This window comes from Cypionkella sp., assembly GCF_030652235.1.
In the GTDB taxonomy this organism is placed as follows: Bacteria; Pseudomonadota; Alphaproteobacteria; order Rhodobacterales; family Rhodobacteraceae; genus Cypionkella.
In genome coordinates, this window is record NZ_JAUSBA010000013.1 from 14,683 (window position 1) to 37,263 (window position 22,581).

At 61.2% G+C, this 22,581-nt stretch carries 21 protein-coding genes; 11 read left to right on the plus strand and 10 right to left on the minus strand.

The annotated features are described in order from the left end of the window. Positions 1-174: 174 nt before the first annotated feature. The 4 genes from Q7V03_RS03095 to Q7V03_RS03110 form a co-directional block, all read right to left on the minus strand. Positions 175-1,209 (minus strand): molybdopterin-synthase adenylyltransferase MoeB, encoded by a 1,035-nt coding sequence (locus tag Q7V03_RS03095; RefSeq protein WP_304924186.1) that lies wholly within the window; start codon positions 1,207-1,209, stop codon positions 175-177. Continuing rightward, positions 1,206-1,700, minus strand: coding sequence for a dUTP diphosphatase (gene dut / locus Q7V03_RS03100; protein WP_304924142.1), 495 nt, complete (start codon positions 1,698-1,700; stop codon positions 1,206-1,208). Before dut ends, Q7V03_RS03095 begins: the two co-directional genes overlap by 4 nt. Positions 1,701-1,803: 103 nt before the next feature. Continuing rightward, on the minus strand, positions 1,804-3,000 hold the full coding sequence (coaBC, locus tag Q7V03_RS03105) for a bifunctional phosphopantothenoylcysteine decarboxylase/phosphopantothenate--cysteine ligase CoaBC (protein ID WP_304924143.1): 1,197 nt from the start codon (positions 2,998-3,000) through the stop codon (positions 1,804-1,806). A gap of 74 nt (positions 3,001-3,074) precedes the next feature. Further along, entirely contained in the window at positions 3,075-3,950 is an 876-nt protein-coding gene (locus Q7V03_RS03110) for an RNA polymerase factor sigma-32 (RefSeq protein WP_304924144.1), read from the minus strand. A gap of 208 nt (positions 3,951-4,158) precedes the next feature. Here Q7V03_RS03110 and Q7V03_RS03115 point away from each other — a divergent pair, with 208 nt between their 5' ends. Together Q7V03_RS03115 and Q7V03_RS03120 are read left to right on the plus strand one after the other, a co-directional pair. Beyond that, positions 4,159-5,028, plus strand: a complete 870-nt coding sequence (locus tag Q7V03_RS03115; protein ID WP_304924145.1) for a glutathione S-transferase — start codon at positions 4,159-4,161, stop codon at positions 5,026-5,028. Between the two features lie 68 nt (positions 5,029-5,096). Further along, positions 5,097-6,611: a YifB family Mg chelatase-like AAA ATPase gene (locus tag Q7V03_RS03120; protein ID WP_304924146.1), complete on the plus strand. Its 1,515-nt coding sequence runs from the start codon at positions 5,097-5,099 to the stop codon at positions 6,609-6,611. 8 nt (positions 6,612-6,619) lie between these two features. Here the strand turns inward: Q7V03_RS03120 and gshB are convergent, their stop codons facing one another. The 3 genes from gshB to rsmI are packed head-to-tail and all read right to left on the minus strand — an operon-like array spanning position 6,620 to position 8,842. After that, the gene (gene gshB, locus Q7V03_RS03125) at positions 6,620-7,564 is read right to left on the minus strand and encodes a glutathione synthase (RefSeq protein WP_304924147.1); all 945 of its coding nucleotides are present in this window, start codon (positions 7,562-7,564) and stop codon (positions 6,620-6,622) included. Between the two features lie 55 nt (positions 7,565-7,619). Beyond that, a complete protein-coding gene (locus tag Q7V03_RS03130; protein ID WP_304924148.1) occupies positions 7,620-7,973 on the minus strand; it encodes a YraN family protein in 354 nt (117 codons plus the stop codon). Next, positions 7,970-8,842 (minus strand): 16S rRNA (cytidine(1402)-2'-O)-methyltransferase, encoded by an 873-nt coding sequence (gene rsmI / locus Q7V03_RS03135; protein WP_304924149.1) that lies wholly within the window; start codon positions 8,840-8,842, stop codon positions 7,970-7,972. Before rsmI ends, Q7V03_RS03130 begins: the two co-directional genes overlap by 4 nt. 82 nt (positions 8,843-8,924) lie before the next feature. Between rsmI and Q7V03_RS03140 the strand changes: the two genes are divergently transcribed. Together Q7V03_RS03140 and Q7V03_RS03145 are read left to right on the plus strand one after the other, a co-directional pair. After that, positions 8,925-10,100, plus strand: coding sequence for a penicillin-binding protein activator (locus Q7V03_RS03140; protein WP_304924150.1), 1,176 nt, complete (start codon positions 8,925-8,927; stop codon positions 10,098-10,100). A gap of 20 nt (positions 10,101-10,120) precedes the next feature. Beyond that, positions 10,121-12,904: a [protein-PII] uridylyltransferase gene (locus Q7V03_RS03145; protein WP_304924151.1), complete on the plus strand. Its 2,784-nt coding sequence runs from the start codon at positions 10,121-10,123 to the stop codon at positions 12,902-12,904. A gap of 336 nt (positions 12,905-13,240) precedes the next feature. On the opposite strand, the gene Q7V03_RS03150 is transcribed toward Q7V03_RS03145, so the two are convergent. After that, on the minus strand, positions 13,241-13,735 hold the full coding sequence (locus tag Q7V03_RS03150) for a Dps family protein (protein WP_304924152.1): 495 nt from the start codon (positions 13,733-13,735) through the stop codon (positions 13,241-13,243). Between the two features lie 308 nt (positions 13,736-14,043). Between Q7V03_RS03150 and murJ the strand changes: the two genes are divergently transcribed. Then, a complete protein-coding gene (murJ, locus tag Q7V03_RS03155; protein ID WP_304924153.1) occupies positions 14,044-15,582 on the plus strand; it encodes a murein biosynthesis integral membrane protein MurJ in 1,539 nt (512 codons plus the stop codon). On the opposite strand, the gene Q7V03_RS03160 is transcribed toward murJ, so the two are convergent. Further along, complete coding sequence (locus Q7V03_RS03160; RefSeq protein ID WP_304924154.1) at positions 15,579-16,310, minus strand: rhomboid family intramembrane serine protease; 732 nt, start codon at positions 16,308-16,310, stop codon at positions 15,579-15,581. The genes murJ and Q7V03_RS03160 overlap by 4 nt on opposite strands. Positions 16,311-16,442: 132 nt before the next feature. Here Q7V03_RS03160 and trpS point away from each other — a divergent pair, with 132 nt between their 5' ends. After that, the gene (trpS, locus tag Q7V03_RS03165) at positions 16,443-17,486 is read left to right on the plus strand and encodes a tryptophan--tRNA ligase (RefSeq protein WP_304924155.1); all 1,044 of its coding nucleotides are present in this window, start codon (positions 16,443-16,445) and stop codon (positions 17,484-17,486) included. 124 nt (positions 17,487-17,610) lie between these two features. Beyond that, a complete protein-coding gene (locus Q7V03_RS03170) occupies positions 17,611-18,690 on the plus strand; it encodes a hypothetical protein (RefSeq protein ID WP_304924156.1) in 1,080 nt (359 codons plus the stop codon). Between the two features lie 210 nt (positions 18,691-18,900). Here Q7V03_RS03170 and Q7V03_RS03175 read toward each other — a convergent pair whose 3' ends face one another. Beyond that, positions 18,901-19,461, minus strand: a complete 561-nt coding sequence (locus Q7V03_RS03175) for a TlpA disulfide reductase family protein (protein WP_304924187.1) — start codon at positions 19,459-19,461, stop codon at positions 18,901-18,903. Between the two features lie 18 nt (positions 19,462-19,479). On the opposite strand from Q7V03_RS03175, the gene argH reads away from it, so the two are divergent. From argH to lysA, 4 genes are all read left to right on the plus strand, one after another. Next, positions 19,480-20,880, plus strand: coding sequence for an argininosuccinate lyase (gene argH / locus Q7V03_RS03180; protein ID WP_304924157.1), 1,401 nt, complete (start codon positions 19,480-19,482; stop codon positions 20,878-20,880). 31 nt (positions 20,881-20,911) lie between these two features. Further along, complete coding sequence (locus tag Q7V03_RS03185) at positions 20,912-21,076, plus strand: hypothetical protein (protein ID WP_304924158.1); 165 nt, start codon at positions 20,912-20,914, stop codon at positions 21,074-21,076. Positions 21,077-21,085: 9 nt separating this feature from the next. Continuing rightward, complete coding sequence (locus Q7V03_RS03190; protein ID WP_304924159.1) at positions 21,086-21,220, plus strand: hypothetical protein; 135 nt, start codon at positions 21,086-21,088, stop codon at positions 21,218-21,220. Between the two features lie 85 nt (positions 21,221-21,305). Continuing rightward, complete coding sequence (gene lysA / locus Q7V03_RS03195) at positions 21,306-22,571, plus strand: diaminopimelate decarboxylase (RefSeq protein WP_304924160.1); 1,266 nt, start codon at positions 21,306-21,308, stop codon at positions 22,569-22,571. Positions 22,572-22,581: the final 10 nt, after the last annotated feature.

Here is a 22,581-nt window from a genome sequence, read left to right on the forward strand (position 1 = left end):
TTCCCCCTGAAAACCCTCCTGCTTTCGGGCCAGAGTGGCGCAAGGTTTCAACCTCACCAAGTAAGGATTCTCACAAAAAAGTTTACAAATCAGCAAAATCCACAGCGTCAGTCCGGAAAAAGCATCAGGTCACACCGCAAAATTTCGGCTGCCAAATCTGTTAATACAGCATATTCAATGATTTACCCCACAGACGGCGCAATCCGCCCGTGGTTTTAGCCCAATCACCCGAGTCTCACCATAAAGCGCATCATGGATAAACAACCGCCCCCGCAACGGCTCGCCGGCTCCGGTGATCAGCTTCACCGCCTCCATCGCCATCATGCTGCCAATCACCCCCGGCAAAGGGGCCGCCACCCCAGCCTCGGCACAAGTTGGCACCGTGCCCGGCGCTGGCCGCACCGGGAAAACGCATTCATAACAAGGGCTCCCCTTCGCCGGATCATAGACCGAAAGCTGCCCCTCCCATTGCGTGATCGCCGCCGCCACCAACGGCTTTCCCGCCGCCACACACAACCGATTGACCAAATACCGCGTGTCGAAATTGTCCGAGCCATCCAGCACCAGATCATATTCCGCGATCAACCCGCCCGAGGCCTCATCCAGCCGCCGCATGTAAGGCTTCACCACAATATACGGGTTCAGCGCCTTCATCGCGATTTCCGCTGAACGCACCTTATCCATGCCAATACGTTGAACACTATGAATAATCTGGCGCTGCAAATTGCTGGGATCAACCGTGTCGTCGTCAATCACCCCAATTTCGCCCACTCCCGCCGCAGCGAGATAGAGCAGAGCCGGAGCGCCAAGCCCCCCCGCCCCTACCACCAAAACCTTCGCATCCTTAAGCTTTCGCTGCCCCGGCCCGCCAATCTCGCGCAGCAGAATATGCCGGGCATAGCGCTCCACCTCGCCGCTGGAAAACGCTGCGGGCGAGATCACCGGCGCCGCCAATTCCACCCTATTTTTCAACCCTTGCAGTAGAACCCAGTATCCCAGTACCGCGCTGAAACCCAAGGCCACCGCGGCCCAAACCCGAGCATCGCCGCCGGTCGTCTCGCGCAACGGATGCCCCGCAGGCAGCAGCAAATTCACCAAAATCGTCGCCAGCCACAAAGCCGCAATCGCACCCCAACGCAGCCGCTTTGGGGTGCCCAAAACTCCGCCCAAAACCCAAAGTGCGAAAGCGAGTGCGACAACCAACATCAGTCTTTTCCACCCGAACGCGGGGCAGCCCCCCCAAAACCCGTCGAGCCAAAGCCACCCGCGCCCCGCACAGTTTCATCTAATATATCAATCACTTGAAATCGCGCCCGCACCACAGGTGCCACCACACATTGCGCAATCCGGTCACCATGCCGCACCACATAAGGCTTCGCGCCTAAATTGATCAAAGCCACCCCCAACGGGCCACGGTAATCGCTATCAATCGTTCCGGGCGTGTTCGGCAAAGTGATGCCAAATTTCACCGCCAACCCAGATCGAGGCCGGATCTGCATCTCATATCCCACTGAAATTGCGACACGAATCCCCGTAGGCACGATCACCCGCGCCAGCGGCTCAATCACAATTCCGCCCGCCCGATCCGCCTCGGGGAAATTGGCGCAAACATCCGCCCCCGCCGCCCCAGCGGTCTGGTAGGCAGGCAACGCGACTGCCCGATCCGCCCACTCCTCCCACATCACCTGTACAAGCGTCATGGTCATCCTCTCTGCTCAAATATCCCCGCCGGAGGCAGCCAACTTATAACCCAACGCAACCCGACAGACCTTATCCCACGGAATTTTCCGGAAAATTCCGGCGTTACCGCAACAAAACCGCCGCAATCCGCTCTGCCAAAGCCCGCGCCACCGCATCTTTGCCCATACGCGGCCAAACTTCGGCCCCTGCGTCAGTGATCAACGTCACCGCATTCTCGCTGCCCCCCATGATCCCGGTGCAGGGCGAGACATCGTTCGCCACGATCCAATCGCAGCCCTTGCGCAGCCGTTTCGCCGCCGCATATTCCGCGACCCGGTCAGTCTCAGCCGCAAACCCCACCACCAACTTTGGCCGCTGCGTCCCCTTGGAAACACGCACCAAAATATCCGCGTTCTCGGCAAACTCCAGCGCCGGGGCCCGTCCCATCCCGTCCTTCTTCAGCTTCGATCCGCTGGCATTGGTCACCCGCCAATCCGCCACCGCCGCCGCCATCACCGCTGCATCGGCGGGCAAAGCCGCCTCTACCGCCGCCAGCATCTGGGCCGCCGTTTCCACCCGCACCACCGCCACGCCCTGCGGCGCTGGCACCACCGCAGGCCCGGTCACAAACGTCACGCGCGCGCCCAGATCTCGCAGTGCCACCGCAAGCGCCGTGCCCTGAGCGCCCGAGGACCGATTGGCAATATAGCGCACCGGATCAATCGGTTCGTGCGTCGGTCCTGAGGTCACCAGCACATGCTTGCCAGCCAAAGGCCCGTCAGACAGCGCGCCAGAAATCGCCGCCATAATCTCTTCGGGTTCCGCCATGCGCCCCGGCCCGAACTCGCCGCAGGCCATTTCGCCCGCGTTCGGCCCAACGAACAGAACGCCATCCGCCCGCGCCTGCGCCACGTTCCGATGAGTCGCCGGATGCCGCCACATCCGGACATTCATCGCAGGGGCCACCAGGACGCGGGTATCAGTCGCTAATAACAGCGTCGAAGCCAGATCATCCGCCCGTCCTTGCGCCAATTTCGCCAACAGATCTGCCGTTCCCGGTGCCACGACGATCAGATCCGCCACCCGCGACAGTTGAATATGCCCCATCTCGGACTCTTCGGTCAGATCGAATAGGGCCTGATAAACCTTCTCACCGGCCAGCGCACTCACCGACAACGGCGTAACAAACTCCGCCCCTGCCCGCGTCAAAACCGGAGTCACCGAAGCTCCCGCCCGCTTCAAAAGCCGTACCAAGGTCAAAGACTTGTAGGCCGCAATGCCGCCGCCAATGATCAGCAAAATCCGCTTGTTCGCCAGCATCGCCCACTCCCTTGGCCCCCCATAGATGTAGGCGGCACCGGGACCAAACTCAACGCCCTAAAGCGGCACAGGTTTCAAAGCAAAGCCAGCACTTCCGGCGATTGCGCTTCCAAAGACCGCCGCAGCTTCACGTAAGCTGCCGCCTCTAGCTGCCGGATGCGTTCTTTGGACAGGCCCAATTCCACCCCCAAAGATTCCAATGTCCTCGGCTCATCCCGCAGCCGCCGCTCCGCCACGATATGACGCTCTCGCGCCGTCAAGCCACCCATCGCCGCCACTAACCAACCGCGCAACCGCTCAGTATCATGCGAAAACTCCACCCGTTCGGACGCCTGCACACTCTCGTCTTCCAGAGTATCGATCCACTCTCGCCCGTCTTCATCCGCCGCCTGCGTCGCGTTCAGCGATGCGTCAGAGCCCGCAAGCCGCCCCTCCATCATCTCCACTTCCGCCACCCGCACACCAATTTCATGCGCAACTTTCTCGCGCAACTGGTGTTGGTCCAGCACCAGACCCTCCGCGGCAGCCTCGCGCTCCAACTTGGCCTGCACCCGTTTCATGTTGAAAAACAGTGATTTTTGCGCCGAGGTGCTGCCGGTTCGAACCATCGACCAATTCCGCATCACATAATCCTGTATGCTGGCTTTGATCCACCACACCGCATAAGTCGAAAATCGTACGCCACGGTCCGGGTCAAACTTTTCCGCCGCCTTCATCAGCCCCAGCGAAGCTTCCTGAATTAGATCATTCATCGGCGCACCATAGCGGCGAAACTTCGAGGCCATCGAAATCGCCAACCGCATATATGCCGTGATCAACCTATGCAGCGCCGCCTCATCGCGCTGATCGCGCCACGCATAGGCCAGCCGCAACTCGGTTTCTGCATCCAACAACTCCGCCGCGCGCGCTTGCCGCGACAAAACCTGCTGATAGGGTGCGTCAAGTGTCATCTGATCCCCCGATCGTCTCGGTGCCCTGCTTTTGCGGTTCACATTAATGATACGCAGGCCACGCCACTTTGGATGCCAGCAGAACGCTCGATTTGTGATTTATCTTTCTTTCCATCAGTTCCCGTGATGGACCCACGCACAAATCACCGCTTTCCATCGCGCCCGCGCATCGCCTAGCCTGCGCCCAACCCAAACCTCGGAGCCTGCAATGACCTATGACCTCGTGATCGGCGACCGCGCCTATTCCAGTTGGAGCCTGCGCGGCTGGCTGCTGTTCGATGCCTTCAACATCCCCGTCAAACTGTACACCGCCCGCCTCTATAGCGATGAACTTCCCAATCTTCTCAAAGACTTCTACCCCGCCAAGACCGCCCCCACCATGCGCACGCCCGACGGCGTGGTTGTGCCCGAAACCATCGCCATTGCCGAAGAACTCGCTTCCCGCCACCCCGAAGCGGGCCTTTGGCCCAGCGACCCAAAACACCGCGCCATTGCCCGCGTTCTCGCCGCCGAAATGCACGCGGGCTTTGCCGCCCTGCGCAGCCATTGCCCGATGAACCTGCGCGTCAGCTATACCGATTGCGCGCGCCCGCCCAATGTTCTGGCCGATCTTGCGCGCCTTGAAACCATCTGGGCATGGGCACAAAATGAAACCGGATCAACCACTTGGCTCTGCGGCGAATACTCTGCCGCCGACGCTTTCTTCGCCCCCGTCGCTGCCCGCATCGCCAGCTATAACCTGCCGCTTTCGGCGCAAGCCATGGCCTACGTTCACGCCCATCTCGCCCATCCTTCCTTCCGCCGCTGGCGCGCAATGGGGATGATCGACGGCGCGGATCAGGATTTCTATCACCGCGACTACCCCCGCCGCCTGTGGCCCGGCCCGGTTCCCCTTGCCGCCCGCCCCTTCGAAGGTAGCGCTGCCGAGAACACCGCCTGCCCCTATTCTGGCAAGCCCATCAGTCATGTGCTTGAAATATCAGGCCGCCGCATCGGCTTTTGCAACGCTTTCTGCCGCGACAAAACCATGGCCGACCCCGAAGCATGGCCGAAATTCATGGCGATTTATCAGTCCTGACGGCTGATCTTTACCATTCGTAAACCATTGCCCCCTAGCCGTTAACCAAAGCTAACGGGAGGGGTGCAATGGTCGCGCGGGCCTATACAGTGGCCTTTGAAGGCGTTGAGGCTCGCATCGTTGAGGTGCAATGCGCCATAGCCCCCGGCATGCCGTATTTCGGCGTCGTAGGCTTGCCCGACAAGGCGGTGTCCGAAGCGAAAGAACGCGTCCGCGCCGCAATGGCCGCGATGTCGATCGCTTTGCCGTCCAAGCGCATCATGGTCAACCTATCGCCCGCCGATCTCCCGAAAGAGGGCTCGCATTTCGATCTGCCGATCGCTCTGGCGCTGCTGGCAGCCCTCGAAATCATCCCGAAAGACGCGGTGGAGGCCACCGTCGCCCTCGGCGAACTCTCCCTCGATGGCCGCCTGATCGCGGTGCTCGGCGCACTCCCCGCCGCCATCACCGCCGCCGAACAAGACTGTGTGCTGCTCTGCCCGAAAGCCTGCGGTGCCGAAGCCGCTTGGGTCGGCGCCACCCAAGTCCTTGCCGCCGCCACCCTCAACGATGTGGTGCGCCACTACACCGGACAAATCCCGATCACCCCAGCCGAAGCAGGCGAGGTTGCGCCGCAAGCCACCGGACGTGATTTCCGCGACGTGAAGGGGCAAGAACGCGCGAAACGGGCGTTGGAAATCGCCGCCTCTGGCCGTCACCACGCGCTGCTGGTCGGAACGCCAGGGTCCGGGAAATCCATGCTCGCCGCACGCCTGCCGGGTATACTGCCGCCGCTGTCGGCACAAGAAGCCCTTGAAACCTCGATGATTCATTCGCTAGCCGGGCTGCTCTCCGAAGGCGGCATCTCGCGCTCTCGTCCCTTCCGCGAACCGCATCACACCGCCTCAATGGCCGCCATCGTGGGGGGAGGCAAAGGCGCAAAACCCGGCGAAGTATCCCTAGCCCACAACGGCGTTTTGTTCATGGACGAATTTCCCGAATTCCCCCGCGCCGTGCTGGAAACCCTGCGCCAACCCATCGAGACCGGCGAGATCACGGTCGCGCGCGCCAACGCCCATATCCGCTATCCCTGCCGCTTCCTGCTGATCGCCGCCGCCAATCCCTGCAAATGCGGCTATATGTCCGATCCCGCCCGCGCCTGCGCCAAAGTGCCGATCTGCGGTGAGGATTATCTTGGCCGCATCTCTGGCCCGCTGATGGACCGTTTTGATCTGCGCGTCGAAGTCCCCCCGGTGGCCTATACCGACCTCGACCTGCCATCCTCTGGCGACAGCTCGGCAACGGTTGCCGCCCGCGTGCAAGCCGCCCGCGCTTTGCAAACCAAACGCTTCCAAGGCCATAAGAACACCCGCGTCAACGCCGATATGGAGGGTAGCCTTCTTGAACAAGTGGCCGCCCCCGATCCCGAAGGCCGTGCTTTGCTCGCCAAAGTCGCCGAACGCTTCGGCCTCTCCGCGCGCGGCTACCACCGTGTGCTGCGCGTCGCCCGCACCATCGCCGACCTTGACGCCTCCCCTAGCGTCCGCCTGCCCCATATCGCCGAAGCTGTCAGCTACCGTTTGGCTGTGGGCGTGAAAAACTAGCCATCCGCCTACAACCCGCGTTTGGCCTCAATCACCTTCCAAATCCGCTCGGCAGTATTGGTGCCGTCAAACCGCTCCAACTCCTGTATCCCCGTCGGCGAGGTCACATTGATCTCGGTCAGATAATCGCCAATTACGTCGATGCCGACAAAAATCTGCCCGTGCTCACGCAAGACCGGCCCAATCGCCGCACAAATCTCCAGATCGCGCGCCGTTAGCCCGATCTTCTCCGGCCGCCCTCCCGCATGCATGTTTGACCGCGTCTCTCCGGCCTGCGGCACCCGATTGATCGCACCCACCGGCTCGCCATCGACCAAAATCACGCGCTTGTCGCCCTTGGACACATCCGGCAGGAACTTCTGCACAATCAGCGGCTCGCGGTTCATCCCCGTGAACATCTCATAAAGCGACGCCAAATTCCTATCATTCGGATCCAGCCGGAACACCCCAGCCCCGCCATTGCCATAAAGCGGCTTCAAAATGATATCGCCGTGCCGGGCCTTGAACTCACGAATCGTCTGCAAGTCCCGCGCGATCGCAGTCGGTGGCGTCAACTCGGGGAACCGCAGAACCAGCAATTTCTCAGGGTAATTCCGCACCCAAAACGGATCATTCACCACCAAAGTCTTGGGGTGAATCATATCCAGCAGATGCGTCGTGGTGATGTAGCCCATGTCAAACGGCGGATCCTGCCGCAGCCAGACCACATCAAACTCCGAAAGATCAACCTCAGCCTCTGGCCCATAGCTGACATGATTGCCAAGCTCGCGCCGCAAGGTGATCGGAAAGCCGCGTGCCATCACCCGGCCTTCGACAAAGGATAACTTGTCAGGCGTATAGAAAAACAACGAATGTCCCCGCGCCTGCGCCTCTAGCGCGATGCGGAACGTGCTGTCACCGTTGATATGGACCGACCCGATTGGGTCCATCTGTAGCGCGACTTTGAGGGGCATGAGACTCTCCGGAAATCATTGCCCCTTTGATGCCGCAAGCCCGCCCGGGATGCAATCAGGCGGTGTAGGCGTTTTCCAACACTTCGATCCGCCCCACCGCATCGACCAAAGCCACGTCAAATCGCACTTCCGTCATCTGCCCAGCCGGTTCACCCGCCAGAAATTCTGATGCCGCGCCATAAATCCGCGCCATCTGCCGTGCTGTCAGATGCTCTGCCGCCTGCGCATGGGTCTTGCTTTGCTTGACTTCAATGAAGATCACCTCAGCGCCATCGCGTGCAATCAGGTCAATCTCCCCGGCCGAGCCACGCCAGCGCCGCGCACACACGACACGCCCCGAACGGTCATAAAGCTGCGCCACCTGCTCTTCGGCGGCAAATCCTGCGTGATATGACCTTGCCCCGCTCATGCGCCTGCCCTTTTCAATGCCAGTTGATAAACATCCCGCCGCGCCAAACCATAAGCTTGCGCCACCGCCGCCGCCGCATCCTTCATCGTCATATGCGTCAAAGCCAAATCCAAAGCCTGCTCCACCGTTGCCGCATCTGCCGCCTGTTCCGGGGCGCGATCAATCAACACGACGATTTCGCCCTTCACAACACGCCCGTCAAACGCCGCAGCCAATTCGCCCAGCGTCCCGCGCGACACTTCCTCGAATCGCTTGGTCAGCTCCCGGCACACCACACTTTTACGACCAACTCCGAGACCCTGCACCAAATCATCTAATAATGCCTTAACGCGCTTTGGCGACTCATAGAGAATCACCGTCGCCTGCACCTGTGCCAGCTCGCGAATGAACGTCTGCCGCGCCCCTTTGGCTGCTGGCGGAAAGCCTGCGAACAAAAACCGGTCCGACGGCAGCCCCGACACCGTCAGCGCGCATAAAACCGCCGATGCCCCGGGCGCGGACAGCACGGGGTAGCCTTCCGCAATCGCGGCACGCGCCAACTGGAAACCGGGGTCCGAAATCAGCGGCGTTCCGGCTTCCGAGGCATAGGCGACCGATTTACCTTCCGCTATCGCCCGCAGTAGGCGCGGCAAGGCGGCATCATTGTTGTGCTCGTGATAGGCGACCAACGGCCTATCCCCCAGGCTAACTCCATGAATTTCCATCAAATGCCGCAAAGTTCGGGTGTCTTCTGCCGCCAGAACATCCGCCGAGGCCAGAATATCCAACGCCCGCAGCGTGATATCCCGCGCAGCACCAATCGGGGTTGCCAAAAAATACAAACCCGCCACAAGACGCTGTTTTTCCGGCGCCGCTCTGCTGATCGTCACCCGGTTAGCCTCCCTGATAAGTTTACTTCCCGCCCCGATGCGCTTAATCTGAACGACATTCCGCCAACGGTGAGGGAGTTCTATGTTGTCCGTTTTGATGCGGGCCCGCAAGTCGCTGGGCCAAATAGTTATCGCCACTGCCGCACTGGTCTTGGCCGCTTGCGTGCCTGCTGTCGGTCCCACCGCAGGTGACAGCAACGCCTCGAGCAAGATCCAAGTCGCTTTGCTGGTGCCCGCAGGCTCGGGCCAAGCCAGCGATGAGTTGCTCGCACGCTCGCTGCAAAACGCTGCCCGCATGGCGATTTCCGATCTCGGCGGTGCCGCCCGTGTCGATCTGCGGGTCTACAACACCGCAGGTCAGCCCGCGACAGCCGCCGCGATGGCAACCCAAGCCGTCGCCGATGGCGCGCAGGTGATCCTTGGCCCGGTGTTCGCGCAAGAGGCCAATGCCGCAGGCGTCGCTGTGGCAGGCTCTGGCGTCAATGTGCTGGCGTTCTCGAACAACCCCGACATTGCCGGCAACAACGTCTTCTTGCTGGGTCCAACCTTTGGCAACACCGCCAGCCGTTTGGCATCCTATGCCGTGCGCCAAGGGAAATCGCAGATTATGATCGTGCATGATCGCAACACCGCAGGCGAATTGGGCCGTGCCGCCATCACGCAAGCCGTGGCGCAGGCTGGCGGCTGGGTGGTAGCTACTGGCAATTATGAATTCTCGCAAAATGGCGTAGTGGCAGCTGCCCCCGGCATCGCAGCAGCCGCAAAATCCGCAGGCGCGCAGGCGGTGTTCCTGACCGCTGATACCGCGGGCGCTTTACCCTTGGTCAGCCAGCTTTTGGCCGACAACGGGCTTTCCTCGGCAAGCGCGCAATTCATCGGCCTCACCCGTTGGGATATCCCCACAGCCACCCTCGGTCTGCCCGGCGTGCAAGGCGGCTGGTTTGCGCTGCCCGATCCCGCACTTTATGAGCAGTACCAAGCCCGCTACCAATCCACGTTCAGCGAGTCGCCGCATCCGATTTCCGGTCTCGCCTACGACGGTATTGCTGCCATCGGGGCGCTTATGAAAAAAGCTGGGTCTGGCCCGCTGTCGAAGGCAGCCCTGACCCAGGGTGCGGGCTTTGTCGGCGTCAACGGCATCTTCCGGCTGCGTTCCGACGGCACCAATGAGCGCGGTCTGGCCATTGCGCAAATCCAAGGTGGTCGCGCCGTGGTCATTGATCCCGCCCCGCGCAGCTTCGGCGGCTTTGGGTCTTAAGGCAGAAACGAGAGTCCCGCATGAAACGCGCCGTGGCCCCTGTGGCTGGCCCTGCTGCAGCGCCCGATCTGCTGATCCCCGCTGCCGACTTGATCGACGGTGGGGCCTTGCTGGCTGCGATCCACGCTGAACTCCCCGCCACGGATGCCCGCGCAGGCCGCGCCGTCGCCGTGCGCCATATGAGCCTCGCGAAGAACCGCGCCAATGCGGCCCTAGAGACCGCCTTCCTGCTGAACCCGCTGAAAGCCCGCGCGCTTGTATCGGCCCAGTCTCACCTCACCGATGTGCTGGTCACCACCGCTTTGCTGATCGCCCGCGATCATCTGCACCGCGCGCAATCGCCCACCACCGCCGAGCGTCTCACCGTGCTGGCCGTCGGCGGCTTTGGCCGTGCCGAGATGGCGCCGCATTCCGATGTAGACCTGTTGTTCCTCACGCCATGGAAAATCACCCCTTGGGCGGAATCCGTCATCGAATCCATGCTCTACATGCTGTGGGATTTGAAACTGAAAGTCGGCCATGCCAGCCGCACCGTCGCCGATTGCATCCGCTTGGGCCGCGAAGACATCACCATCCGCACCGCCCTGCTGGAGCACCGCTTCATCGCAGGCGACGCATCCCTTGCGACAGAGCTGAACGAACGCCTGTGGTCTGATCTCTTCCGCAACTCCGGCCCCGAATTCATCGAAGCCAAACTCGCCGAACGGGCCGAGCGGCACAAACGCCAAGGCGGTCAGCGCTACGTGCTGGAACCCAACGTCAAAGAAGCCAAGGGCGGCTTGCGCGATCTGCAAACGCTCTACTGGATCGGCAAGTACCTGCTGCGGGTGTCCTCCTCCGCTGGTCTGGTCGGTGCGGGCCTGCTGTCGCGCGAAGAATATGACAAGTTTGAGCGCGCCGAGAATTTCCTCTGGGCCGCCCGCTGCCATCTGCACTACATCACCCACCGCGCCGTCGATCAGTTGACCTTTGACGCACAGGTCGATGTCGCCAAACGCATGGGCTATCACGACACCACGGGCCGCCGCGCCGTGGAGTTGTTCATGCAAGATTACTTCCGCCACGCCACCCATGTCGGCGAGCTGACACGTATCTTCCTGACCGAACTTGAAGCCCGCCACGCCAAGCCAGAATCCAGCATTCTTGGCATGTTTAGCCGCAAAAAGGTCAAACCACCCTACAAACTGGTACAAAGCCGCATTGACGTGCTGGACCCTGCCGAATTCCTGTCAGACCCGCTCAACCTGCTGCGGGCGTTTGAAGAAGCTCTGCGCTCGCGTCACCTGTTGCACCCCAACATCATGCGGATCATCGCCGCCAACCTTGATCTGATCGACGACAGCATCCGCGATAATCCCGAAGCCCAGCGCATCTTTCTTGACCTCATGCTGAAACACGGCAACCCCGAGCGTGCCCTGCGCCGGATGAACGAGTTGGGTGTGCTCTCTGCCTTCATCCCCGAGTTTGAAAACATCGTCGCCATGATGCAGTTCAACGTCTACCACCACTACACGGTCGACGAACACATCATCCAAACCATCTCTGTCCTCGCCCAGATCGAACGCGGCGAGTTGATCGAAGACCTGCCGCTGTCCTCCTCGATCCTGAAGGCGGGCATCAACCGCCGGGTGATCTATGTCGCCTTGCTGCTGCACGACATCGGCAAAGGCCGCCCCGAAGACCATTCCATCATCGGCGCGCAAATCGCCCGCCGCATCGCGCCTCGTCTGGGTTTGGATCAAGAAGAAACCGAAACCGTCGAATGGCTGGTGCGCTATCACCTCTTGATGTCCGATATGGCGCAAAAGCGTGACATCGGCGATCCGCGCACCGTGCGCGATTTCGCCAAAGCGGTGAAAACCCGCAAACGCCTTGATCTGCTGACTGTGCTCACCGTCTGCGATATTCGCGGCGTCGGTCCCACCACATGGAACAACTGGAAAGCCATGCTGCTGCGCCAGCTCTACAGCATCACCGCCGAAGCCCTCGAAGGTGGCTTGGAAACCATCAACCGCGACAAACGCGAAGATGAGGCGAAAGCCGCACTACGCCTGCGCCTGAAAGACTGGACCGAAGCGCAGATCAAAGTCGAGCAAGCCCGCCACTACACCCCCTATTGGCAGGGCCTCTCCACCGACACCCAAGAGGTTTTCGCCCGCCTGCTGCGCGGCCTGGGTGACCATGAAATTCGTATTGATTTGCATCCCGAACCCGCCCGCGACGCCACCCGCGCCTGCTTTGCCCTCGGCGACCACCCTGGCATTTTCTCCCGCCTCGCCGGAGCCTTGGCGCTGGTCGGTGCCAATGTCGTCGATGCCCGCACCTATACCTCAAAAGACGGCTACGCGACGCCAGTGTTCTGGATACAAGACGCCGACGGCAAACCCTATGACGTCGAACGGCTGCCCCGCCTGCGCGGCATGATTGAGAAAACCCTGAAAGGCGAAGTGCTGCCGCGCGAAGCCCTCGCTGGCCGCGATAAGGTGAAAAAACGTGAGCGCGAGTTCCGCTTCCCGACCCATATCACCTTCGATAACGAAGGCTCGGAAATCTACACCATCATCGAAGTCGACACCCGTGACCGCCCCGGCCTGCTGTATGATCTGACCCGCACGCTCGCTGCCAACAATATCTATATCGCCAGCGCAGTGATCGCGACCTATGGCGCGCAAGTGGTCGATGCATTCTATGTCAAAGACATGTTCGGCCTGAAACTGCACACCAAAAGCAAACAAGAAGCCCTAGACCGCAAACTGCGCCAAGCCATCGCCGAGGGCGTAGAGCGCGCCCAAAACTCGGGCTAACGCCGGCCCCAAATTCCAAGCCGCCCCGGACTTGATCCGGGGGCCCAAGTCATGACCCGCAACGCAAAAAGCCCCGGATCAAGTCTGGGGCGGCGTTTTTATGCACAAGCCCAGCTTAACGGCTAAATGAACCCGGCTCATCCTCTGCGCTCAAATATCCCACGAGGGTTTGCCATTGATTCCAGAAACCAATGGCATGGGGTTTGGCACAAATTCGCGTGGGGGTGTGAAACTCCGAAACACCGCCAGTATCACGCGCTCAAACGCCATCCTGCATCAGGGGGACTGGCACCGGGGCGACTGGGAGTGCGTAACCCCCAGCCTTTCCGCAGGCGCTCACTTCGCCGTCGCCCGCAGCATCCAAGCCGCCTGCTCGTGGAACGCTGATCGCCGCGCCGCGAGATCCGCGGTGACCGGATCGTTGTTATCCTCGGCCAGCTTGAGCAACGCATGGAACCAAACCGCCACAGCCGCGTGATCCTTCGCCAGATCTTCGACCATCTCCAGCGTCGAGGGCAAAGTCGGCAAATCCTTGATCACCGACAGCTCCATCACCTCGGCCAGTGAATGCGGGGTCACCTGCCCCAAAGCCCGAATACGCTCGGTCAGATCATCGACGGCTGGAAACATCTCGTTGTATTGCTCATCCGTCAGATGATGCAGCAAGTAAAACATCGGCCCCTCGACGTTCCAGTGATAGACATGGCTCTTAAAAATCAACCGAAAGGTGTCCGCCACAGCCTGCGTCAAACCTGCAGCAAGCGCCGATGCATCCTTTACCGCAGTTTGAATCGGCTTGGCCTTGGGAACAATGTTGAATCGCTCGGTCATTTGGCGTCCTCACCGGATTGGTTGCCCAAGCTTTACGCCATCGAAATTTTAACGCGCTAACACGCGCAATGGTTTCCCTGCTTTCTGCGTCGCGTCTCCTCAGGGTGCGTGATTTCACGCATCTGATACTCGCACAGCCAAATCCCTAATAACCCCTTAACGCCCCCACCCTAACCCGTTGAAATCCCCACCCCACCCCGCGGTCCACGTGTGGACACATCTGCGTGCCAGCCCCCAGTTCCCAAAATTTCCCATTTCACCCCACCGCCATTCCCCTGTAAGCCTTGCCCTAAACCAAAGGGCCGCCCATGAAACCGATCAGCCTGCTGCGCTCCATCCTCACCGTTGGCAGCTGGACTCTGCTGTCCCGAGGCGCCGGTTTCGCCCGCGACATGATGATGGCCGCTTATCTGGGTGCCGGCCCGATAGCCGACGCCTTCAATGTCGCATTTTCCCTGCCCAACATGTTCCGCCGCTTCTTCGCCGAGGGGGCCTTCAACATGGCCTTCGTGCCAATGTTCGCCAAAAAGCTGGAGGGCGGCGAGGATGCCAACGGCTTCGCCCGCGACGCCTTCAACGGCCTTGCCGCGATCCTGATCCTCTTTTCCATCCTCGGCACCTTCGCGATGCCGTGGCTCGTCTGGGCAATGGCCAGCGGTTTTGCCCAAGACCAACGCTTCGATCTCGCCGTGCTCTACGGCCAGATCGGCTTCAACTACATCCTGTTCATCAGCCTCGTCGCCCTGCTCTCGGGCGTACTGAACGCCTACGGCCACTTCACCGAAGCAGGCTTCGTCCCGGTCCTGATGAACCTGATCTTCATCGCCATGATGTTCCTCGCCGCCAAATTCGGCTGGGATATGGGCCTGACCCTTGCTTGGGCCGTGCCGATCACCGGCGTCGCCCAACTGGCCTTCACTTGGTATTCGGCGGCAAAACTCGGCCTCAGCTTCGCGCCGCGCTGGCCCAAGATCACCCCTGAACTTAAACGCCTCGCCATCATCGCAGGCCCTGCGATCCTGTCAGGCGGCGTCGTCCAGATCAACATGCTGGTCGGCCGCCAAGTCGCCTCGTACACCGAGGGCGCGGTCAGTTGGCTGGTTTACGCCGACCGCCTCTACCAACTCCCGCTCGGAGTCGTCGCCATCGCCATCGGTACCGTATTGCTGCCCGACCTCAGCCGCCGCCTCCGCGCGGGCGACGCAGCCGGGGGCCGAGAAAGCTTCAACCGCGGCACCGAACTCGCCCTCGCCCTCACCTTGCCCTGCGCGGTGGCGCTGATGGTGATCGCCCTGCCGCTGACCGCCGCCCTCTACCAACGCGGCGCCTTCACCGCCGACGACACCGCTGCCACAGCCCTTGTGCTGGCGATCTACGGCGCAGGCCTGCCCGCCTTCGTGCTGCACAAAGTCTACCAGCCGCTCTATTACGCCCGCGAAGACAGCCGCAGCCCGTTCCGCTTCGCCATCGTCTCGATGATCATCAACGCCGCCATCGCGGTCGGCCTGATGCCCTACATCGGCTTCGCCGCCGCCGCCCTCGCCACCACCCTTGCAGGCTGGATGATGGCCGCTCAACTCTGGTTCGGCACCAAACGCATGGGCGACGCCGCCCGTTTTGACACCCGCTTTCGCAGCCGCGCGCCGCGCATCATCATCGCCGCCATCGTGATGGGATTCGCGCTCTACGGCACACAGGTTGCCCTTGGCGAGATGCTGGCCAGCCACGGCTGGCGCTATGCCGGTCTCGCTTTGCTGATCACCACTGGTGTCTTAAGCTACTCCGCCGCAGGCACCGCCATAGGCGCTTTCAAACTCTCTGACTTCCGCAACCTGCGCCGCCGTTAGCGGTTCCTGATCCGCTCCCGCACCCGCGCAAACCCACCGGGACTGACCACAAACGACAGCAAAAACCCCGCCGCAAAGCCGGGCAAATCCGCGACCCAAGACCAATCATGCCCGACCTGCCCCATGCTCGGCATCACCATCGGCAACAAAGTGAAAAACGCACCATAAACCGCCTGAAACACCATCAGTGCCCCGATCAGACTGAACGCGCGCAACTGATTCACCCCAGTCCCCGCCATCTTCACCCAGATCAGAAACGAGAACGCCCCGATCAGCCCGTAAACCCCTGGAAACGCCCCATAAAGCGGCTGGTTCGGCACCACAAACCCATAAGCCAACGCCCCCAAAGCGCCCGAGCCCAGAAACACCAAAGCCACCGCCCAGCCCTTGAACACTTCCCCCACGAACTTGCCCAAAGCCATCGTCATTGCGATGCCGAACAAAGCTTGCGTCGCCGATCCATGCACAAAGACAAAGCTGAAAAACCGCCTGATCAACGGCATATCGACCGCCCCCGCTGCCAAATTCTGCCGCCAAAACTCTGGAAACACCCCATAATCCTGAATGGCCGCAATCCGCCACCCGACCGCCTGCGGCCCACCCGTCACCCCGGCATCTGCAAGTGAAAACAGGATCTCCAAAGCAATCATCGGCAGCGCCAACAGCCACACCACCCCCGGCAGTGGATTGATCGGTGTAATCTGGTCGGCTCTTAAATCGTCCTGCATCATACCTTGTCCCGGATCATTCTAGCGGGGCAGCCGCGATTGACGCCCCCTGCGCGCAGCGTTAAGCCCAAAGCGCAGCTTTTTCTAGCCCGCAGCCTTTATTGGCTGCGCCAATTCAAGATGGAGTATCCCATGTCCGAGCCGGTCCAAACGCCTCAGACTTTCCCCACCCGTATCTTCTCGGGCATCCAGCCCTCCGGCGGCTTGACCCTTGGCAATTACCTCGGAGCCCTGAAACGCTTTGTGCAAAAGCAGGATGAAGGCATCGAGACGATCTATTGCCTCGTTGACATGCACGCGATCACCACCTGGCAAGACCCGGCGAAACTGCGCCAACAAACCCGCGAAGCCGCCGCTGGCTTCATCGCCGCGGGCATTGATCCGACCCGTTCGATTCTGTTCAACCAATCCCAAGTGACGGCCCACGTCGAACTCGGCTGGATCTTCAACTGCGTCGCCCGCATGGGCTGGATGAGCCGGATGACCCAGTTCAAGGACAAGGCGGGCAAGAACTCCGAAAACGTCTCGCTCGGCCTCTACGCCTACCCCGCCCTGATGGCCGCCGATATTCTGGCCTATAAAGCCACGCATGTGCCGGTGGGAGAGGATCAAAAACAGCATATCGAGCTGACCCGCGACATCGCGCTGAAATTCAACAACGACTACAAAGTGAACTTCTTCCCCATCACCGAGCCAGTCATCGAAGGGGCTGCCACCCGTGTGATGTCCCTGCGCGATGGCACGAAGAAAATGTCGAAATCCGACCCCTCGGATCAATCCCGCATCAACCTGACCGACGACGCCGACACCATCGCCAAGAAGTTCCGCAAAGCCAAAACCGATGCCGAACCCTTGCCCAGCGATCTCGAAGGCCTGTCCGGCAGGCCAGACGCCCGTAACCTGATCAACGTCTACGCTGCACTCGCCGACATGACGCCAGAAGCCGTGATCACCGAATACGCAGGCGCACAATTTGGCACCTTCAAGCCCGCCTTGGCCGATCTTGCGGTGGCGAAACTTTCGCCGATCACCATCAAGATGAGCCAACTGATGCAAGACCCCGCCGAGATCGACCGTATCCTCGGCGAAGGTGCCGCCCGCGCCGATGCCATCGCGCGGCCCATCGTCGATCAAGTCTACGACATTATCGGCATGATCCGCTCGCGCCCGTTCTGAAACCATGCCAGCCTGCCGAAACGGTAGGCTGGCACCCGCGCGACGGAGGACAACATGACAACCCCGAAACGCAAACCCAATGCGCCCTGCCGCCATGCGGCCCGACAATTCTGATGGGGCCGCAATGATCTGGAGGCGTATCACCCGCCTGATCCTGCTGGTCATTCTGGCAGGCTCGCTGGCCGGAACCACCCTCACCGCCGCCCGCATCGCCTCTGATCCGCTGCTCGCCCCGTTTGTTGAGGCCAGCAAAGACCAGATCGCAGCCACCACCGAGCGGATGCTGACCAGTGCTGCCACACCAGAAACCCTCAGCGCCCATATCGCCAACCGCTTGGCTGAACAACCGCGCAACTGGCTGGCTCTCGATGCATTGGTGGACCTCGCCTACGAGCGTAAAATCGCCATCCCCTCGGCCCTAAACGCCGCCGTGCAAACCGCCCGCGAGGATGACCACAGCTACTACGCCACCGTCACCTCCTGCGCCGCTTGTGCCTACGATCCCGCGCAATGCAGCCTTAGCGAAGTGATGATCTGCCAAGCCCCCATCGCCCTCACCCCCATCGGCGACATCGCAGGCATCACCCGCGCGGGCGTCGCCTATGCGTCGGGCAGCGAAGTCGACCAAATCGACCTCGCCCTCTCGGTGGTAGGCCTAGGGGCCACCGCCGCCATCCTCGCCTCCAGCGGCACATCAGGCGTTGTGAAGGCTGGCGCAAGCCTCGCCAAACTCGCCCGCAAAATGGGCCGCCTGTCGCCGCACCTAGTCGAAATGGCCTTGGAAGCCGCCCGTACCGGGGTAAACTGGGCCAGCCTCCCCGCCGTGCGCAGTCTCGATGACCTGACCGCCGCAATCCGAAGTGAAGCCTTCCTGCCGCTGACCAACACCCTCACCGACCTCAGCCGCCTGAACACCGCAACCGATGCCACCACCGCCCTGCACCTGCTGCCGATGGTCGATGATGCAGCCAACGCCCGCCGCCTCGCCAATGCCGCCGATGCGCTTGGCCCCAAACTCGTCGGACGCGCCGAAGTCCTCGGCAAAGCCCGCCTGTTTCGCGCCACCTTAAGATTTTCCGAAACCGCATGGGCGCTGGGCGCGGGCCTCGTGGGCCTCATGCTCTCCACCGCCACCCTGATCAGCGGCATGATCCAACACGCCCTGCTCAAACGCCTGCGCCGCAGCATTAAACGCAGCGCCTGACTCGAACCTAAGAAGCTTCCGGCGACCCACGATGCCAAAGCATTGCGGGCCGGATGTTTAAGCACAAAGGATGGCCCAAGCATTTGCTCTTTTTGAAATACTCCCGCCGGAGGCATCCCACACCTGCGCCAAACCAAACGCCAATTCGCAAAACCAAACGCCGATGCAGGTCCGAATTTCGTCTTTCTGTGAAATCCGTCTTCGCCAAGATCACTCCGCCATCATCGCCTTCAACACCGCCTGCGCCTCGTCAGAATCCCACTCCGCATCGCCAATCAACCGCGCCACTTCCTCGCCTTCAGGATTAACGATCAACGTCACCGGCAGCCCCAGCACCGCCATCTGATGCGCCAGCGCCGATTTCGGATCGCGCAACACGGGCAGCGAAGTCACCCCGGCCTCGGCATAAAACTTCACGATCTGCCCCACATCATTGCGCCCGGTCGCCACAGGCACCACCGCAATCTTGGGCATCGCATCCGCCAGCCGTTGCAGCGCGGGCATCTCTTTGCGACAAGGCGCGCACCAGGTTGCCCAGAAGTTCAGCACCACCCATTTGCCCTTGTACTGAGCCAGCGACGTCTCAAGCCCCGCACCATCCAGCAACACCGCCTCGGGCAAAGCCACAGGCGCGACCAGTGCCAGTTTTTTCATATCGCCCGTCAGCAGCCCCTCCAGGCTGCCTGCATTTGCGCCCCCCGCATTTGCGCCCCCCGCATTTGCACCGACAGCAAAGGCCGTATACAGAGCCACCAACAGCATCTTGCGCATCATGTCGAAGGCCCTTCCATGACCAATTCCCCAACCACAGCCGCCAACCAAATGTGGGGCGGCCGCTTTGCCTCTGGCCCCGACGCGATCATGACCGCGATCAACGCCTCAATCGGCTTTGACCAACGGCTTTACGCGCAAGACATTGCAGGCTCTCGCGCCCATGCCGCCATGCTGGCCGCCACGGGTATCCTGACTTCTAGTGATGCCGAGGCCATCGGGGAAGGCCTGCTCACGGTGTTGTCAGAAATTGAGGCCGGGAATTTCACCTTTTCCACCGCCCTCGAAGACATCCACATGAACGTCGAATCCCGCCTGAAAGACCTGATCGGTGCCCCCGCAGGCCGCCTTCACACCGCCCGATCGCGCAACGATCAAGTCGCCGTCGATTTCCGCCTTTGGGTGCGCGATCAATGCGACGCCGCCATCCAAGGCTTAAATGCCCTGATGAAAGCCTTCCTTGCCCAAGCCGAAGCAGGCGCCGATTGGGTGATGCCAGGCTTCACCCATCTGCAAACCGCCCAGCCCGTCACTTGGGGCCACCATATGCTCGCCTATGTCGAGATGCTGGCCCGCGACAAATCCCGCTTTGAAGACGCCCGCAAACGCATGAACGAATGCCCCTTGGGGGCCGCCGCCCTCGCCGGAACCTCGTTCCCCATCGACCGCCATATGACCGCCAAAGCCCTTGGCTTTGACCGCCCAACCGCGAACTCCCTCGACTCGGTCTCCGACCGCGACTTCGCGCTCGAATTCCTAAGCGCCTCCAGCATCTGCGCCATGCACCTGTCGCGCTTCGCCGAAGAACTGGTGATCTGGTCCTCCGCCCAATTTCGTTTCGTCAAGCTGTCGGACAAATGGACCACCGGCTCCTCCATCATGCCGCAAAAGAAAAACCCCGACGCCGCCGAACTTCTGCGCGCCAAACTCGGCCGAATCTTGGGCGCAACCGTCGCCCTGTTCACCATCATGAAGGGTCTGGCGCTGACCTATTCGAAAGACATGCAGGAAGACAAAGAGCAGGTGTTCGACGCCGCCGATACCCTGATGCTGGCGCTGGCCGCGATGACCGGTATGGTTGGCGACATGACCGCCAACCGCGATGTGCTGGCCACCTCCGCAGCCAGCGGCTTCTCGACTGCCACCGACCTCGCCGATTGGCTGGTGCGCGCCCTGAACCTGCCGTTCCGCGAGGCGCATCACATCACCGGAACCCTCGTGGCGCTGGCGGAATCGAAAGCCTGCGATCTCGCCGATCTGTCCATCACCGAAATGAAAGCGGTGCATGACGGCATCACCCAAGAAGTCTATTCCGTTCTGGGCGTTGAGAATTCTGTCCGCAGCCGGATGTCCTACGGCGGAACCTCGCCCATCCGTGTGGCCGAGCAAGTCGCCCGCTGGAAAACGCAACTGGCCTAAGGCACCCTGCCGGAAGCCACGGAAACCCCAAATGCGCCTGCTGCCCATCTTACTGCTATATGCCGCCCTACTGCTGACCGCCTGCACCGACCCGCACGTGGGCGCAGGGATAGGCATCGGCCCGCACGGCGCAACCATCCGCCCGGTGATTTCCGGCGCAATCCCCGGCGGTGGCCGCATCAGCTATTCGCCTTAAGGACCGAACATGAAACGCCTTCCCCTGATCGCCCTGCTTGTCCTCACCGCCTGCGGAGCCGATGGCCCCCCCACTGCCCCGAAAACCGGCATAACCCTGTCCGGCGATGCCCGCGTTGGCATCTCATCGGGCGAAACCCCGTAATCACCGCAAAGCCAAGGCTGCGCCGAATTGCGCAGGCTTCGGCTTCTGCTATACCCAAGCGACTGATTTCATAAGGGGCCGCCGCATGGACCATTTCCTGTATCGTGACGGCATCCTTCATGCCGAAGATGTGGCCGTGGCCGATATTGCCGCCCAAGTTGGCACGCCGTTCTACGTCTATTCCAGCGCCACCCTGACCCGCCACTACACCCTGTTCACCGAGGCGCTTTCGCCGCTGCCCCATCTTGTCTGCTTTGCGATCAAATCACTGTCGAACATTGCCGTCCTTAAACTGCTGGGCGACCTTGGCGCAGGCATGGATGTGGTGTCGGGCGGCGAATACCGTCGTGCGCAAGCCGCTGGCGTACCCGGCAACCGCATCGTGTTCTCTGGCGTCGGCAAAACCCGCGAGGAAATGCGCCTCGCGTTGGAAAATGGCATCCGCCAATTCAACGTCGAATCCGAACCCGAACTGCGCGCGCTCTCCGAAGTCGCCTCCAGCATGGGCACCACCGCCCCGATCACCATCCGCGTCAACCCAGACGTCGACGCCCGCACGCATGAGAAGATCGCCACCGGCAAGAAAGACAACAAATTCGGCATCCCGATCAGCCGTGCCAGCGAAGTCTACGCCGAGGCTGCCAAACTTCCCGGCTTGGCTGTCATCGGCATCGACGTGCATATCGGCTCGCAACTCACCGAACTTGAACCCTTTGAACAAGCCTACAAAAAGATAGCCGACCTGACCCTGCGCCTGCGCTATGAAGGCCATATCATCTCCCGTCTCGACCTCGGCGGCGGCCTCGGCATCCCGTATGAGCGGTCCAACACCGCCCCGCCGCTGCCGCAGGAATATGGCGCATTGATCAAACGCACCGTTGGCCATCTCGGCTGCGAGATTGAGATCGAACCCGGCCGGCTGATTTCCGGCAACTCAGGCTTGCTCGTCTCCAAAGTCATCTACGTCAAAAACGGCGAGATCAGCGATTTCTTGATCGTCGATGCCGCGATGAACGACCTTGTGCGCCCCTCGATGTATGGCGCGCATCACGATATCATTCCGGTGCAAGAGGCCAAAGCCGCCACCGTAGCCCAAAGCTATGACGTGGTCGGCCCGGTCTGCGAGACGGGTGATACCTTCGCCAAAGCCCGCCCGCTGGCGCCGTTGAAGGAAGATGACCTGATCGCTTTCCGCTCGGCAGGCGCTTATGGCGCGGTGATGGCGTCAGAATACAACACCCGGCCCCTTATCCCCGAAGTGATGGTGAAAGATGATCAATTTGCCGTCATTCGCGCCCGCCCTAGCTATGAAGAGATATTGAACCGCGATACCATTCCCCTGTGGCTTTGAAACTGTAGAG